This is a genomic window from Hyphomonas sp. J20-32, assembly GCF_055808555.1.
Window position 1 is genome coordinate 1,602,000 of sequence record NZ_CM147873.1, and the last position, 14,056, is coordinate 1,616,055.

Annotated in this window: 17 protein-coding genes; 15 read left to right on the forward strand and 2 right to left on the reverse strand. The window is 61.4% G+C overall.

Annotated features, from left to right (window positions below):
- Positions 1-257 precede the first annotated feature (257 nt).
- Together panD and AC0L7I_RS07990 are read left to right on the forward strand one after the other, a co-directional pair.
- The gene (gene panD, locus AC0L7I_RS07985) at positions 258-614 is read left to right on the forward strand and encodes an aspartate 1-decarboxylase (RefSeq protein ID WP_473399026.1); all 357 of its coding nucleotides are present in this window, start codon (positions 258-260) and stop codon (positions 612-614) included.
- A gap of 98 nt (positions 615-712) precedes the next feature.
- Positions 713-2,665: an alpha/beta hydrolase family protein gene (locus AC0L7I_RS07990; RefSeq protein ID WP_473399027.1), complete on the forward strand. Its 1,953-nt coding sequence runs from the start codon at positions 713-715 to the stop codon at positions 2,663-2,665.
- Here AC0L7I_RS07990 and AC0L7I_RS07995 read toward each other — a convergent pair.
- Together AC0L7I_RS07995 and lgt are read right to left on the reverse strand one after the other, a co-directional pair.
- A complete protein-coding gene (locus AC0L7I_RS07995) occupies positions 2,662-3,717 on the reverse strand; it encodes a class I SAM-dependent methyltransferase (protein WP_473399028.1) in 1,056 nt (351 codons plus the stop codon). The two genes, AC0L7I_RS07990 and AC0L7I_RS07995, sit on opposite strands and share 4 nt — an antisense overlap.
- A gap of 6 nt (positions 3,718-3,723) precedes the next feature.
- Positions 3,724-4,683 (reverse strand): prolipoprotein diacylglyceryl transferase, encoded by a 960-nt coding sequence (gene lgt / locus AC0L7I_RS08000; RefSeq protein ID WP_473399029.1) that lies wholly within the window; start codon positions 4,681-4,683, stop codon positions 3,724-3,726.
- A gap of 89 nt (positions 4,684-4,772) precedes the next feature.
- On the opposite strand from lgt, the gene AC0L7I_RS08005 reads away from it, so the two are divergent.
- From AC0L7I_RS08005 to ctrA, 13 genes are all read left to right on the forward strand, one after another.
- Positions 4,773-5,042 carry an accessory factor UbiK family protein gene (locus AC0L7I_RS08005; protein WP_473399030.1) on the forward strand — a complete coding sequence of 90 codons (270 nt, stop codon included), beginning with the start codon at positions 4,773-4,775 and terminating at the stop codon, positions 5,040-5,042.
- Between the two features lie 111 nt (positions 5,043-5,153).
- Positions 5,154-5,657 carry a type III secretion system chaperone family protein gene (locus AC0L7I_RS08010; protein ID WP_473399031.1) on the forward strand — a complete coding sequence of 168 codons (504 nt, stop codon included), beginning with the start codon at positions 5,154-5,156 and terminating at the stop codon, positions 5,655-5,657.
- A 24-nt stretch (positions 5,658-5,681) separates the two neighbouring features.
- Entirely contained in the window at positions 5,682-6,488 is an 807-nt protein-coding gene (gene proC, locus AC0L7I_RS08015; RefSeq protein WP_473399032.1) for a pyrroline-5-carboxylate reductase, read from the forward strand.
- A gap of 13 nt (positions 6,489-6,501) precedes the next feature.
- Positions 6,502-7,140 carry a hypothetical protein gene (locus tag AC0L7I_RS08020; RefSeq protein ID WP_473399033.1) on the forward strand — a complete coding sequence of 213 codons (639 nt, stop codon included), beginning with the start codon at positions 6,502-6,504 and terminating at the stop codon, positions 7,138-7,140.
- Between the two features lie 5 nt (positions 7,141-7,145).
- Complete coding sequence (locus tag AC0L7I_RS08025; protein WP_473399034.1) at positions 7,146-8,228, forward strand: oxidoreductase family protein; 1,083 nt, start codon at positions 7,146-7,148, stop codon at positions 8,226-8,228.
- A gap of 205 nt (positions 8,229-8,433) precedes the next feature.
- Complete coding sequence (gene sciP / locus AC0L7I_RS08030) at positions 8,434-8,706, forward strand: CtrA inhibitor SciP (RefSeq protein ID WP_473399035.1); 273 nt, start codon at positions 8,434-8,436, stop codon at positions 8,704-8,706.
- Between the two features lie 108 nt (positions 8,707-8,814).
- Positions 8,815-9,489 carry a hypothetical protein gene (locus AC0L7I_RS08035; protein WP_473399036.1) on the forward strand — a complete coding sequence of 225 codons (675 nt, stop codon included), beginning with the start codon at positions 8,815-8,817 and terminating at the stop codon, positions 9,487-9,489.
- A complete protein-coding gene (locus tag AC0L7I_RS08040) occupies positions 9,486-10,409 on the forward strand; it encodes a flagellar motor switch protein FliG (protein WP_473399037.1) in 924 nt (307 codons plus the stop codon). Before AC0L7I_RS08035 ends, AC0L7I_RS08040 begins: the two co-directional genes overlap by 4 nt.
- A complete protein-coding gene (locus AC0L7I_RS08045; RefSeq protein ID WP_473399038.1) occupies positions 10,406-10,783 on the forward strand; it encodes a hypothetical protein in 378 nt (125 codons plus the stop codon). Before AC0L7I_RS08040 ends, AC0L7I_RS08045 begins: the two co-directional genes overlap by 4 nt.
- A gap of 62 nt (positions 10,784-10,845) precedes the next feature.
- A complete protein-coding gene (gene fliN, locus AC0L7I_RS08050) occupies positions 10,846-11,109 on the forward strand; it encodes a flagellar motor switch protein FliN (protein WP_473399039.1) in 264 nt (87 codons plus the stop codon).
- Positions 11,110-11,316: 207 nt separating this feature from the next.
- Positions 11,317-12,327, forward strand: coding sequence for a flagellar biosynthesis protein FlhF (locus tag AC0L7I_RS08055; protein WP_473399040.1), 1,011 nt, complete (start codon positions 11,317-11,319; stop codon positions 12,325-12,327).
- Positions 12,328-12,331: 4 nt separating this feature from the next.
- On the forward strand, positions 12,332-13,171 hold the full coding sequence (locus AC0L7I_RS08060; RefSeq protein ID WP_473399041.1) for a nucleotide-binding protein: 840 nt from the start codon (positions 12,332-12,334) through the stop codon (positions 13,169-13,171).
- Between the two features lie 135 nt (positions 13,172-13,306).
- A complete protein-coding gene (ctrA, locus tag AC0L7I_RS08065; protein ID WP_473399042.1) occupies positions 13,307-14,020 on the forward strand; it encodes a response regulator transcription factor CtrA in 714 nt (237 codons plus the stop codon).
- Positions 14,021-14,056: the final 36 nt, after the last annotated feature.

Consider the following 14,056-nt stretch of genomic DNA (forward strand, 5'->3'; position numbering starts at 1 on the left):
GGTGTTCTGGTCATGGTTAACAAAACGGTAATCGCGTTGACAGGTCAAGGCGAGTGATTTTCCAAGTCTTCGCGCCCGGCGTGTATTCTGCGTCAATATTGTCGTGAATACTGCAGGGCTGTTTTCCGGCTCACGGAAAAGGGGCTTTACCTGTCATATGCTGCGGTGCAATAAGCCATTGCCGACGGGGCAGCAAAACCCCATATACTCATTGTGAGCATATTTGCCACGCTGTCTAATCGCCGGGAGGGCATTTCTTGTTGCTCAACATGCTGAAAGCCAAACTTCATTCTGCCAGCGTCACCCAGTGTGACCTCCACTATGAAGGCTCTGTTTCAATCGACCAGGACCTGCTGGATGCGTCGGGCATCCTGCCGCACGAGCGTGTAGACATCTGGAATGTCACCAATGGTGCCCGGATCCAGACCTATGCACTGGAAGCCCCGCGCGGTTCGCGGACGATCGGGGTCAACGGCGCAGCGGCCCGCCACTTCGCTGTCGGCGACAAGGTGATCATCGCGGCCTTTGCCAGCGTCGAGGCCGAAAAGGCCCGCCAGCACGCCCCGACAGTCGTGCTGCTGGACGATGCCAACGAGATCAAGCTGCCGGCCTGATCACTCTCCTGATGCCCGCGCCACACGCAAGGGTTGTTGGTTGCTATTCGCAATCTGGTTGACTAGCCTTCCTGGCAAACAGGTCAGGGAGATGGGGCATGCGGGCATTTTTGTCGGTGCTATTGGGGTTCATGATCGGCACTGCCGCGCAGGCCCAGGTGCTTCATCCGCCGCTGGAAGCGTATGGTGAACTTCCCTTTGTCCGGCATCTGGCGATTTCGCCCGATGGGGCGACCGTTGCCTTCGTCTCCCGGCATGACGGCAAGGACGTGGTCACCACCCTTGACGTCGCCACCCTCACGGTCGAGCCGCGGATGGCCATAGAGGAGATCGCGACGCGCGATCTCTGGTTTGCCGACAATGATCATGTTGTATTCATCGCGTCCGATGCGACGCGGATTTTCGGGTTTCGCGGAGAACTCGAATATTCGGCGGCCTTTTCGGTCAACATCCGCAAGAATGAACTCGCCACATTGCTTCGACATACCAAGGACCTTTATCCGGCACAGTCCGGACTCGGTCGCATTGTCGGCAAGTACAAGAAGCCCGGCGATGTTCTCATGCCAGCTTACATGTCAGTGAGTTCCATTTCCTCGCCGCCGCGCATGGACCTGCTCAAGGTGAACCTGGATACCGGGCGCGGCAAGGTTTTCAGGAAGGGTACTTCGAACACGATCGACTGGTTCGTGGATGAAGCCGGAACAGTTCTCGCGCGCGAAGACTATGACAACAAGCAGGACGTGTATCGCATCTTCACCGAAGTCTCTGGAAAGTCCCGGAAGATATTCGAGACCGACGCCTCGCGGATTCCGTTTTCACTTCTCGGCGTAAAGGCCGACCGATCGGCTCTGATACTCGTCGACACGTCAGACGACGATGACGGCTTCGACGCCGTCTATGAAATGGATTTCGAGGGCAATGTTTCGGAGCAGGTGCTTGAACGGCCGAACCTGGATATCGACGCAGTCTTCTCCGATCACAACCGGTTTGTCGAAGGCGTAAAATATTCCGGCGCCCTGCCAAGCTATCATTTTTATGACCCGGAGGTTGATGCCGCTGTTCAGTCACTCGTCGAAATGTTCAGCAATTCGGCCGTGCATATTGTTTCGAACAGCGATGGGTGGGAACAGATCGTCTACCTCGTCTACAGCAGTGAAACGTCCGGAAAATATATCCTGCAAGACCGGGCATCCGGGAAAATTACCGGCCTGGTGATGGAGCGCGACGACATTCCGGTGGAGGCGATTGGCGAGATTGTCGGCGTCAGCTATCCCGCGCGGGACGGGCTGACAATTCCGGCTGTCCTGACATGGCCTGCTGGGCTGCCAGCGGAGGATCGCAAGAACCTGCCGCTCATTGTCATGCCCCATGGCGGGCCCGCCGCCTATGATGCCATCGGGTTTGACTGGATGGCGCAGTATTTTGCCAATCGCGGCTATGTTGTCCTTCAGCCCAATTTCAGGGGATCGTCAGGCTACGGAGCCGAGTTCCAGCAAGCCGGATATGGTGAATGGGGTCGCAAGATGCAGGATGACGTATCCGATGGCGTCTCAATCCTGACCGATAGCGGTTTTGTCGATCCCGAACGCATCTGCATAGTCGGTGCGAGTTATGGCGGCTATTCGGCCCTCGCAGGCGGCGCCTATACGCCGGACCTCTATAAATGCGTTGTCGCCGTTGCGCCGGTCAGCGATCTTCCGCGCATGATCCGGGACGTCAGCAAACGGCGCGGGCATCGCCATTGGGCGGTCGATTACTGGAAGGAGCTGATCGGCGATCCCAAGGCCGAAAAGGTGAAGCTGGAAGATATTTCACCCGTCAATAGTGCGGCCACGTTCCAGGCTTCCGTCCTGCTGATCCACGGCAAGGACGACACGGTGGTTCCGATCAGCCAGAGCGAGGTGATGGAGAAAGCCCTTCTGAAAGAGGGCAAGTCCGTGGCGTTTGTCACACTGGACGGCGAGGATCACTGGCTGTCAGATGGTGACACGCGGATCGAAACGCTTCGCGCCATGTCGGATTTCGTCGAGGCGCATATCGGCGGCGACTAGAATCCCGCCGGTTTCGGCAGGCCCTTGCTGGAAATACAGATCGCCTTGAAGCGCTCGCCCATGTCCTTCGGGTCGATCAGGCGCTGGGCGGCGTTGAAGATCACGTCGCCATCGTCCTCGTTGGCTTTCACCAATTGGTTGAGGCGCGCCTGGGCGCCGAGGCCGAGCAGGAACATGCCCTGCGGCACGGGTCCGTTCACATCGAGGCCGGCCGCCTCGGCAAGCCGTTTCAGCCGCCCGAAATCCACATCCACGGTCAGGTCCGTCTCGCCCGGCGCCTGCAGGGGCGAGACCTGCGCACCATCCTTGAAGGCGCGCAGGGAGTCCCCCGGCGCCGCGTCGGCGGGTCCATAGTCGATGAACAGCGCGTGCACGGGCGCGCCGTTCGCAGCCCGGGTCGCGAGTTCGGCGATGAGAATGTCGAGGCCGGTCTGGACCTCCACGCAGGCCGCAGACTTCGCCGTGCCTTCCGGCGCTGCGCGACCGTCTGCGGCGAGGCCAAAGGCCAGCGCGCCTTCGGCATCCAGCCCCACGACACATTCATGCCATTCCTCGCCATCGCGGCGGAACTGGCGAGCGGGCAGGCAGTCGAGATATTCGTTGGCGAGAATGATTGTGGGAAGGTCCGGTACTTCGGAGACCTGATCGGCAAATTGCGGCTCGTAGATCGCGAGGCGCTCCACCTGAACGTCGCGCAAGGCCGGGCTTGCCTCAACCAGAACCAGCTGCATCGCATCGGCGAAGGGCTTGCCGCCCGCAACGAAGGCCATGCGCAGGGCGTCCTGCATCAGCACGCCGCGACCGGGCCCGATCTCCACCAGGCAGAAGGCGTCCGGCGATCCCATCGCCTGCCATTCATGGACGACCCAGAGGCCCAGCAACTCGCCGAACACCTGGCTCGTTTCCGGCGCGGTGATGAAGTCGCGCCCGAGGCCGGGGCGCGTCGCATAGTAGCCATCCTGCCGGTCGTGCAGGGCGAGCTGCATGTAGGTTGAAACCGGGATAGGGCCGCCGGTTTCGATCAGGCGGATGAGGCGTTCTTTCAGGGTCATGTCAGTCTAGTCGGGTGAATGGAGGGGCTTTGATTTGATTGCGTTCCAGACCAGCCACGCGCCGCCGATCCACATCGGCGCCGACAGGATCATGCCCATGGTCAAGCCGAAGGGCAGGTCATTGGCAAAGGAATCCGGCAGGCGGAAATTCTCGACGATGGAGCGGCCTGCGCCATACATCAGCAGGAACAGGCCCGCGACCAGGCCGGGCTTCTTCAACGCGTCGAACTTCCAGATCAGGATCGACAGCGCCACCAGCGGCACGAGGCCTTCCAGCGCTGCTTCATAGAGCTGGCTCGGGTGGCGGGCGAATTCATGATCCGTATAGACCCATGCCCCAGTCGCCCAGTTATAGGCTGGCGGGGTCGATCCCGGTACGTTCCCTTCCGGGAAGACGATCCCGAACGCACTGTCGGTCTTGCGGCCATAGAGCTCGGCATTGATGAAATTGGCGAGGCGCCCGAACATGATGCCAATCGGCGCCACGACGCCCGCAATGTCGCCCAGCGGGAGGAGGTTCAGCTTGCGTCGCCGGGCAATCATCACGATGGCCAGCGTCACCCCGATCAGGCCGCCGTGGAACGACATGCCGCCATCCCAAATCTTGAGCACGCTCAGCGGGTTCGCGGCGATCACCTCCTGCTGGTAGGGCACCATATAGAAGAGGACATAGCCGAGCCGCCCGCCCAGGATGATGCCGAGAATGATCCAGAACATGATGTCGTCGAGATCGTCTTTGGTCGCGGGGCTCTTTCCGCCGAACATGGCCGGACGGTTGATCAGCGCCGTGGAATACTGCCAGGCGAGCATGATGCCTGCGATATAAGCCAGCGCGTACCAGCGCAGGTGGAACACACCGAGGCCGATGAATCCGAAATCGATCGAGACCAGCGCCGGGCTCATTTCGGGAAACGGCAGGCCGCCAGCGGCCATGGGCAGGGCGATCAGGGTCAGGAGGTCTGTCATGCGGCGTCTTTTCCCTGTCTGGATTGCGTCCTATCTGTTAGGCAGCTGCCAATCATGGCCCAGCCGCCCCCGCGCGAAGGAGTAGCCTCATGGCGAACACAAATCCACTGCTCGATGACATTGCCGGCCTGATGACCGGCGCCATGGGAGCGGCCCGCGCCGCCGGCGAGGAGGCCCGGACAGCCGCCCAGTCGCGTGTGCGGGCCCTGATCGCGGATATGGACCTCGCCGGACGCGATGAAGTTGAGGCCCTGAAAGCCCTTGCGACAGCCGCGCTTGAGCGGATCGAGGCGCTGGAAGCGCGCGTCGAGACACTCGAGGCTGCAGCAAAGCCAAAAAAGGGAAAAACTGAGGATTAACCAATAAAGCCTGCACAACCGGGTAGACGCGCGACTGCACGCTTGCTTAGTGGGCCCTTGGCGTCCTCGTGCGAATCCTGCACCGTGCCGAGAGACTGAAAGGGGAACCGTATGAGCCTTGATCTCTCCCGCGCTGAGATCGATCTGCCTGATCCGCTTGAGCGGGTTGAAGAAGCCCTCGAAACGGCTGGATGGCAGTACGACCGCGATGAGGACGGCACGATCCAGGCCGTGGCGGAAACCAAATGGGGCGAAATGGGCGCCTTGTTCGCGTACCGCCCTGATCCCTCGGCCATCCATTTCTCGATGACGCTGGACGTGAAGCCGATCCCGGCCCGACGCGCCGCGATCGCTGAACTCATCATGATGGCGAACGAGCGCCTCTGGCTCGGTCATTTCGACTATTGGGCCGATGAGGGCGTCATCATCTTCCGCTACACATTCTCGATGCTGGATCGCGACGAAGTCTCGCCGGGCGAAGCGCGGGCAGCGATTGCCGCGTCAGTCAGCGCAGCGGACCGGTTCGTGCCTGCTTTCAACTTCCTCATATGGGCTGGCAAGTCGCCGCGCGAATCGATTGAGGCAGTGATGTTCGAAACCCACGGCGAAGCCTGACGCTGCATCCACGGAGAAAACAGAATGTCCGCACCGACCATTGCCCTGATCGGCGCCGGACGCATGGGCGCAGCCCTCGTGCGCGGATGGCTGGCCGCCAATACGAAATCGAAGATCATTATTGTCGATCCGTCGCCAACCGATGAAGTGTCTGGCTGGGCCGCTGCGGGCAATGTTCAGCTGAACCCTGAGCCTGCGCCGGCCGATATCGTTGTGCTCTCGGTGAAGCCGCAGGTGTTCGCCTCGGTCGTCGACGACGCCTCCGCCTTTGTCGGTGAGGATACGCTGATCGTGTCCGTGATGGCCGGTATCCTGCTCAAGCAGCTGGCGACTCCATTTGTGTCCCGGCGGGTGGTGCGCGCCATGCCGAATACGCCGGGGGCCATCGGTCAGGGTGTCACCGTGATCACCGCGCCGCCAGGAGCCGATGCCGCCGACATCGATGTCGCCACCAGACTGCTCCTGCCGTTAGGCGATGTCGAAGGCCCGATCGACGAGAAGCTCATTTCGGCCGCGGCCGGCGTGTCGGGCTGTGGTCCGGCCTATGTGTTCCTGCTGGCCGAAGTGATGGCGATGGCGGGCGAGGCTGAAGGCTTGCCGGCCGACCTGTCGGCGCGGCTAGCCCGCAAGACGGTTGAAGGCTCAGCGGCCCTGATGGCATCGACCGGAGAAGCGCCGGACGCCCTGCGTAAAGCGGTCACTTCACCCAACGGAGTCACCCAGGCTGCCCTTGACATCCTCATGGATGAGGGTGGGATGCCCGTCCTGATGAGAAAGGCCCTCCGCGCGGCCGCTAATCGCGAACGGGACCTCTCTCGACAAAAGGACTGACGCGGGAGAGGTTATGGCGCGCAATACCAGCATCATCGAGAAGGGGCTCCTGGCCGCGCTCGACCTTGCCGCAACCAAACGCTGGTCCGAGCTGACACTTGGAGAGATCGCCGCCAAGGCGGGCCTCACCCTCAATGATTTTCACGGTGTGGCGACGCGCGATACGCTGGCTGACGCCGTCGACGCCTATTTCGATCGCGCCATGTCCGCCGAAGAGACGGCGAGTGACGATCTTCCGCGCGAACGGTTGTTCGACGTCCTCATGCTGCGGTTCGAGGCGATGGAAGCCTATCGCGACGGCCTGAAATCGCTCCTGCGCTACCGCGAGACACAGCCATCGATACTCGTGCGCTTGCCCGTGGCACGCGCCGCATCGGCACGCTGGGCGCTTGCTTCGGCCGGGCTCGACGATGACAGCGGCGCGCCGCTCAGCCTGAAAGTGCTCGCCATAGCCTTCGTCATTGCTCGCACCGAGCGGGCCTGGCGCAAGGAAACCAGCGGCGATTTCGCGCTTACCATGGCAGCGCTCGACAAGTCGCTGCGGGCCGCTGAAGAACGCATGGGATGGGTTTCCCGATTCATGGGCAAGACCGCATCTCGACAACAAGAACAAGAAACTGACGTACCGGAAAACGGTGCCACAAGGGAGTAGTATACATGACCCGTCCGGGACTCGACGGTAACCCGCTGGAACTCACACCAGCGTGGTTCAACGACCTGTTTGAAACAATCGGCATCGATGCCGAAGTGAAGGGCCTCTCGGCCAAGGCGATAGGCACGGGCCAGATCGGCGAGAACGTGCGTTTCGTTTTCGACTATGCCCGTCAGGGAGCAGACGCTCCGGCCACGCTCGTCGGCAAGTTCCCTTCGGGCAGCGAGGCCAGCCTCGCGACCGCTGCAATGCTCGGTCACTACAAGCGCGAAGTCATGTTCTACCGCACATTCCCGAAAGTGGCGGGCAAGATCACGCCGGCGGCCTATTACACAGACTATGACGAGGCGACGAACCGCTTTGCCCTGATCATGGAAGATATGGCGCCGTCGGAGCAGGGCGACCAGCTGAAAGGATGTTCGGTGGCCGAAGCCGAACTCGCCCTTGCCTCTGCAGCGGTCCTGCACGCCGCGTATTGGGAAGACGACAGCCTCGATCAGTATGACTGGCTCCAGGGCGCCGCAACCTCCCCGCCACCCGTATTGACGTCAGAACAGGTTTCCGGCCTGTGGACGGGGTTCAAGGACCGCTATGCGGCGCAGCTGACATCAGACGTTATTGAAGTGGGCGATGCCTATGCGGCTGCACTGCCGCGCTGGGGTGAGGCGCAGCCGGGTCCGTTTGCGCTGACGCACAATGATTTCCGGCTCGACAACATGCTTTTCGGCAAGCCCGGTGCGCCGAAGCCGATTGCGCTGGTGGACTGGCAGACAGCAGCCAAAGGCGCGCCAGCCAATGATGTCGCCTATTTCATCGGAGCGGGCCTGACCCGCGCGGATCGCCCCAAGCATGAACAGGCATTGCTGCGTTACTATCATGCGCGCCTCACCGAGGCCGGTATCTCCGGCTACAGTTTCGAAGACCTGTACGATCATTATCGCTGGTATTCCTTCTATGGCATGTCGGTCGCCTTCGGCGCGGCCATGCTTGTGAAGCAGACCGAGCGCGGCGACGAGATGTTCCTCACCATGCTTCGCAGGCATGCCGCGCAGGCGCGCGACAATGATGCGCTGGTCCTTCTGACTTGAACTTTTTTTCGCGGAACCTGCAGCAAATCCAATGGAATCGGTGATTTGTCCCGGTGCGGGACAGGTTTGCAAACATCCTCCTAACGCCCGGCACGAAACTCACACGTCCGCTTATGCGTCAGCTTAAATCCGCTCGTGTACATCTGTTGTCATAGGGCCCGAAGAAGTCGGGTCGTGACATTACCGAAGCAGATGGTGTGTGGATATGGATACGCAGAACGCAAAACAGACGAGCGTCAAAGGCCCTGACGGGCAGATGCTCACCCTGGCAGATTTGCCGTCGCCCGGCATTTCGCGCTGGGTTACCCGCCGCAAGGCAGAAGTCGTTGCAGCCGTCTCAGGCGGCCTGCTTTCGCGCTCCGCCGCGTGTGATCGCTACAACCTGACGGACGAGGAATTTGAAGGCTGGGAAAAGCTGTATTCCCGTCATGGTGTGAAGGGCCTGCGTACAACGCGGCTCCAGAAATACCGCCGCTAGGTTCGCGGCCTCTCGAATACAGAAGGCTCGCTCGTTAAAGACAAATTTACGGGCGGGCAGCTATCACCGTGACTGGACTCCGGGTAGCCGGAGAAACAGGAGCGGTTGATGGCAGGCAGATCCAGCAAACTCAATCCCGGCGCGGGGCCCTCTCCAAGGGCGCTCGCTCTGGCTGCGTTTGTGATCGCCCTTGGCCTTTTGGCATGGCGCGGCAATGCCTTGCTCACGTCCGACAATCCGCTTCCCGCGACAGCGACGCCGCTCGAAGCCTCCTTGATGAATATCATCGAACCGATCGCCGGCCCCGGCAATGCGCGCATCAGCGTCAACACTTCGGCGACCGGCGGGCGCACCGTGCTGGTCCTGCTCGACACTGACGCCGGCGACCAGGCATCGACCATAGAAAGCCTCGTCACCGCTGCGGCGCGCCTCGATGTCATGATGGGCGACCTCCTTGTGATGCAGAAGGCCGAGTTTGCGAAAGGTGCCCCTGGGCGCCCCGGTGCAGTTGCCTATGGCGAACTGTCTTTCCTCGCACTGCTCACCGGCCTGCTCGGCTGGCTTGCTTTCGCGCCCCGCGCCGAAATGGTTTTCGATACCATTGAAGAGGCTCCGCTCCACACGCTTGCCTCTATCCCCGAGCGTGCCCTCACTCCCACACCCATCCACCCCGTCAGGACGGTGCAACCGGCAAGCGACGCTGCCGAACTGGCCCGCAAGGACCCGGCCCGCGCGGCTGACATCCTGCGCGGATGGATGACCAACCGGACCGATGCCGCATGAGCGCGCTCGCCCTTGTCCCTGCCGGCGACGGGCTGACGCGGTCCGCGCGGCTGATGCGTGCTCTCGGGCCTGAAGCCGCGGGCATATGGGCCGAACTCGACCCCAGCGAAGCCCGCGCCCTCACCGCCGCCATGGATGCCCTCGGCGACAGTATGGACGGGGAATCCGAAGCGGCGCGCAGTTTCGTCGAAGCGCATCACCGTCTGCGACCGGCGGCCGCCACGACCGGGACTGTCTGGTCGCGCCTGTCGGCGATCGACACGCGAAGGCTCGCTGCGCTGTTCGACAAGGAACATCCCCAAACGATCGCGTTCATCCTGTCGCAACTGAGCGGCAACGCGTCCGCGCGGCTGCTGCGCGCGCTCAATCCCAAAGTGGCGATCGATGCCATGCATCGCCTTCTGCATATCGACCAGGTCCACCCCGCAGCCTGCGCGAGTCTGGAATCGCTCATTGCAAAACGCCTCGACAGCATGGTCGGTGACGGCAACAGCAGTGGTCACGAACGCGTTGCGCGGATATTCGATGGTCTCGACAGCCGCTCGGAAAAAGCTTTCCTTGAAGCGCTCGAGAATGCCGAACCCGGCTCAGGCGAGAAAGTCCGTGCGCTCATGTTCACGTTTGACGATCTCGCCCGGCTCGACGCGGCGGGCCTGCAGACACTGTTGTCAGCAGGATCCCGCGCAACACTCGTCACCGCTTTGAAAGGCGCTTCCGAGCAAACGGCAGCGGCCTTCTTCGCCAACATGACCCGGCGTGCCGGAGAGTTGCTGCGCGAAGAAATTACAGCCCAGGGCGGCGTCCGCCGCAGCGAAGTGGAGGCTGCCCGACAGGAACTTGTCTCACTGGCCCGCAAGCTGATCGAACAGGGTGACATTCGCGTCGGCCAAGAGAGCGAAGACGAGGACCTGGTGGAATGACGCAGCGCGCTGTCAAATCGGTGCAGCCGTTTGAATTTCGCAGCGATTTCACGCTCGCGCCTGAACCCGAACAGCCAGCCCCGCCCACGGAGGGCCGGCTGACGCTGACCGGGCCGGAACTTGCGCGCCTTCTGTCCGAAGCGCGCTCCGAGGGCCTCGCCGAAGCGATCCGTCTCGAATCACTCCAGTCCGAAGAGCGCCTCCAGGCTGTCACGCACAGCCTCAACGATGCGCTTGCCGACCTGGTTGCGCTTGCGCGGCACCTTGAAGCGGGCGCCTATGAGGGGCTCGATATCGCTGTCGCGCTTGACCTCATCAACGCCACTGCCCGGCGTATTGTCGACGGTCAGGGCGACCTGTTTGCCGAGCGTTAAGGATTTGACACGCACAGTCGCTACACTCTAGGCCTGCGGCATCACTCAGGATCGATCAGCCCATGCATCCAGCCAATCCCGCCCTGCAAAAGACCTTGATGGACGTGCCTGTGCGCGTTGATATTGTGCTGGGCGAGGTACGCATGCCGATCGAGGAGCTGATGGCGCTGTCTCCCGGCGAGATCGTTGCGCTTGAACGGCGCACCAATGAAACCATCGATATTTACGTTTCCGACCGCCTGATGGCGCGCGGGCGGCTCGTCGTTGCCGACGGGCAGTTGGGCGTCACACTGTCCGAAATCGTCGATGAACGGGCGGCAGCCTAGGCTTTTCCTGCAAATTCAGGGACGTGTCGGCGTGCTCTCGCGCGTCCAGCCGCCATGCGTGAATCTACTGTCATATTAGTTAAATCCTAACACCTAAAAGGAAGTTGTTAACCTTTTCGGGTGTTAACTGAACTCCGAAATGAACCGACTTGTCACGTGGTGAGGGCTGCGCGGGAAGGTCCATATGTTTACGAGGATGCCGCCCATATGCGCATGAAGATGTTTGCAGCCGAGTCCTTCGAGGCCGCCAAGGCGATGATTTTCGCTGAAATGGGGTCTGACGCTGTTATCCTTTCAGAACGTGAGATTGACGGTGGCGTGGAAGTGCGCGCGGCCACCGACAAGATGGGCGGCGGCATGGTGCCGAACGAACCCCTGTTCCTGCGCGAAGCGCGGGGCAACAATCACGGTCGCGGCATCGAAAACCCTCTTTTCAGCCGCGTGCGAGATGCGCTGCTCTGGCATGGCGCCCCGCAGCGATTCGCTGACCGCGTGGCGGCAGAAAGTGCTGGCCGCTCCGGTATCCAGCACACCGATCCGGAAGATGCGATCGCCGAGGGCGTCTCGCGCCTCGTCGTTTGCGACCCGATTCTTCCGCGCCTCGATCACGACATCGTCCTCGTCGGGCCGCCGGGACATGGCCGCACGGCAACGGCCGCCAAACTGACGCGCCGCGCCTCGATTGCGCGTGCTGAAATCATGCCCGTCGCCGCTGATCTTGACGGGACGGCTGGTGGCCAACAGCTCGCAGCCTATCTCGAACTCGAGCAGGACCAGATCCGCGTTGCCCGGACGCCGGACGATCTGTTCGCGGCGCTGAGAGCATTGCGCAATGAAAACCGCCGCTGCGTCATCGACCTGCCCGCCATCAACCCGTTTGACGATGACGACATGGCCAGCCTGCAGGACCTGATCGCCGTGATCCGCGCCGAACCCGTGCTCGTCATGTCGGCCGAAGGGCATCCTGAAGACCAGGCCGAGGCCGCGAAGGCTTTCGCGCGGTCCGGCGTCAAACGCGCCGTCCTGACCAAGCTCGACGTTGTCCGACGACGTGGTGGCGCGATTGCTGCGCTGTCATCTGCCGGCATCGCCTTCTCGCATTTGGCCGTGACACCGTTCATCGGTGGCGGCCTCGTTCCGGCCGCGCCGTCGCGCCTGGCCGCCCTGTTAATGGAAGACGCCCCCGGCGATGTTATCGCCATGAAAGGAGCCGCGTAGCCCTATGAGTTTCATGCTTCGAAAATCTCAGGATCGTCCGCAAGCGCGCCCCACACCGCGTGTCGCCCCTGCTTCCGTCATCGCTGTTGCCAGTGGCAAGGGCGGCGTCGGGAAAACCTTCATGGCGATCACGCTCGCCAGTTCCTTTGCCCAGGCTGGCAAGCGAACCTTGCTCGTCGACGGTGACCTTGGCCTCGCCAATGTCGACGTTCAACTCGGTATTGCTCCGGAGACAGACCTGGCTGCCGTGATTGCGGGCTGGGTCGAGCTTGATGATGCCGTTACGCCGGTCGATGGCGGTGCGGGCAATGGCGGCTTTGACGTGCTGCCCGGTCGGTCCGGGTCTGGCGCCCTCGCGGAATTGCCGCCCGAAGAAGTGGCGCGCCTCGCTGCGGGCCTGTCGGCTCTTGCGCTGCAATATGACCAGGTCGTGCTTGATCTGGGGGCCGGTATCGAGGCCAATTGCATGCGGCTTGCCCGCGCGGCCGACAAGGCATTGATGGTCATCACCGACGAACCAACATCGATGACCGATGCCTATGCGTTCATCAAGGTGCTGCGCGGATACGCACCCAACGTTGAACCCGTGATATGTATCAACCAGGCGGATACGCGCGCTGCGGGACAGCGAACGTATGAGGCGATTGCGCGCGCCTGCCAGACCTTCCTCGGATTTCGTCCACATCTTGCCGGCATCGTCATGCGCGATCCGAAGGTGCGGGACGCCATCCGTTGTCAGAAGACGCTGATCTCTACAGACCAGCAAGCACAGCCGATCCAGGACGTGATCGCCATCTCTCAGATGCTGACAGGCAATGCCCAGGCGGCAGAGCTTGGCTATTAATCAGTGTGAATAATTTGGAATAATTTGGGGCAGAGCCTACTCGCCGTTAACCTTCGTTAAAGAAACAGCCTGTAGGATTCACAAGGTTAAACAAAGCGACTAGGTTGGTCGTATGAACGATTCGGGAGACGAGCCATGCGCGTCCTATTAATTGAAGACGATAGCGCTGTAGCGCGGTCCATCGAACTGATGCTGAAAGCCGCAGGCTTCAATATCTATACAACGGATCTAGGCGAAGAGGGCGTCGACCTCGGCAAAGTCTACGAATACGACATGATCGTGCTCGACCTGTCGCTGCCTGACATTTCCGGTTATGAAGTGCTCAAGCAGCTGCGCATGGGTCGCGTGAACACGCCCGTGATGATCCTCTCGGGCAACCCTGACATCGAAGCCAAGGTGAAGACGCTCGGTTACGGCGCTGACGACTATCTCACCAAGCCTTTCAACAAGGACGAGCTGATCGCCCGGATCACAGCCATCGTCCGCCGCTCGAAAGGCCATGCCGAAAGCGTCATCCGCACCGGCGAAATCCTGGTCAACCTCGACGCCAAGACGGTCGAAGTCGACGAAGAGCGCGTTCACCTGACCGGCAAGGAATACCAGATGTTCGAGCTGCTCTCCCTTCGCAAGGGTACGACGCTCACCAAGGAAATGTTCCTCAACCACCTCTATGGCGGCATGGACGAACCGGAACTCAAGATCATCGACGTGTTCATCTGCAAGCTTCGCAAGAAGCTGCAGCAGGCGACCGGCGGACAACACTATATCGAAACCGTTTGGGGCCGAGGCTATGTGCTTCGCGATCCGCGCCCGAGCTCGCGCGCCAACGAAGTCGAAGAAGCCGCCTAGAGCGCTTAAAGATACCAGAATTATTCGAAGCCCGGC

Bases quoted from the DNA above. Each gene is read 5' to 3' on its own strand.
- AC0L7I_RS07990 (WP_473399027.1), top strand. From the start codon at position 713: ATGCGGGCATTTTTGTCGGTGCTATTGGGGTTCATGATCGGCACTGCC.
- AC0L7I_RS07995 (WP_473399028.1), bottom strand. From the start codon at position 3,717: ATGACCCTGAAAGAACGCCTCATCCGCCTGATCGAAACCGGCGGCCCT.
- lgt (WP_473399029.1), bottom strand. From the start codon at position 4,683: ATGACAGACCTCCTGACCCTGATCGCCCTGCCCATGGCCGCTGGCGGC.
- AC0L7I_RS08005 (WP_473399030.1), top strand. From the start codon at position 4,773: ATGGCGAACACAAATCCACTGCTCGATGACATTGCCGGCCTGATGACC.
- AC0L7I_RS08010 (WP_473399031.1), top strand. From the start codon at position 5,154: ATGAGCCTTGATCTCTCCCGCGCTGAGATCGATCTGCCTGATCCGCTT.
- proC (WP_473399032.1), top strand. From the start codon at position 5,682: ATGTCCGCACCGACCATTGCCCTGATCGGCGCCGGACGCATGGGCGCA.
- AC0L7I_RS08020 (WP_473399033.1), top strand. From the start codon at position 6,502: ATGGCGCGCAATACCAGCATCATCGAGAAGGGGCTCCTGGCCGCGCTC.
- AC0L7I_RS08025 (WP_473399034.1), top strand. From the start codon at position 7,146: ATGACCCGTCCGGGACTCGACGGTAACCCGCTGGAACTCACACCAGCG.
- sciP (WP_473399035.1), top strand. From the start codon at position 8,434: ATGGATACGCAGAACGCAAAACAGACGAGCGTCAAAGGCCCTGACGGG.
- AC0L7I_RS08035 (WP_473399036.1), top strand. From the start codon at position 8,815: ATGGCAGGCAGATCCAGCAAACTCAATCCCGGCGCGGGGCCCTCTCCA.
- AC0L7I_RS08040 (WP_473399037.1), top strand. From the start codon at position 9,486: ATGAGCGCGCTCGCCCTTGTCCCTGCCGGCGACGGGCTGACGCGGTCC.
- AC0L7I_RS08045 (WP_473399038.1), top strand. From the start codon at position 10,406: ATGACGCAGCGCGCTGTCAAATCGGTGCAGCCGTTTGAATTTCGCAGC.
- fliN (WP_473399039.1), top strand. From the start codon at position 10,846: ATGCATCCAGCCAATCCCGCCCTGCAAAAGACCTTGATGGACGTGCCT.
- AC0L7I_RS08055 (WP_473399040.1), top strand. From the start codon at position 11,317: ATGCGCATGAAGATGTTTGCAGCCGAGTCCTTCGAGGCCGCCAAGGCG.
- AC0L7I_RS08060 (WP_473399041.1), top strand. From the start codon at position 12,332: ATGAGTTTCATGCTTCGAAAATCTCAGGATCGTCCGCAAGCGCGCCCC.
- ctrA (WP_473399042.1), top strand. From the start codon at position 13,307: ATGCGCGTCCTATTAATTGAAGACGATAGCGCTGTAGCGCGGTCCATC.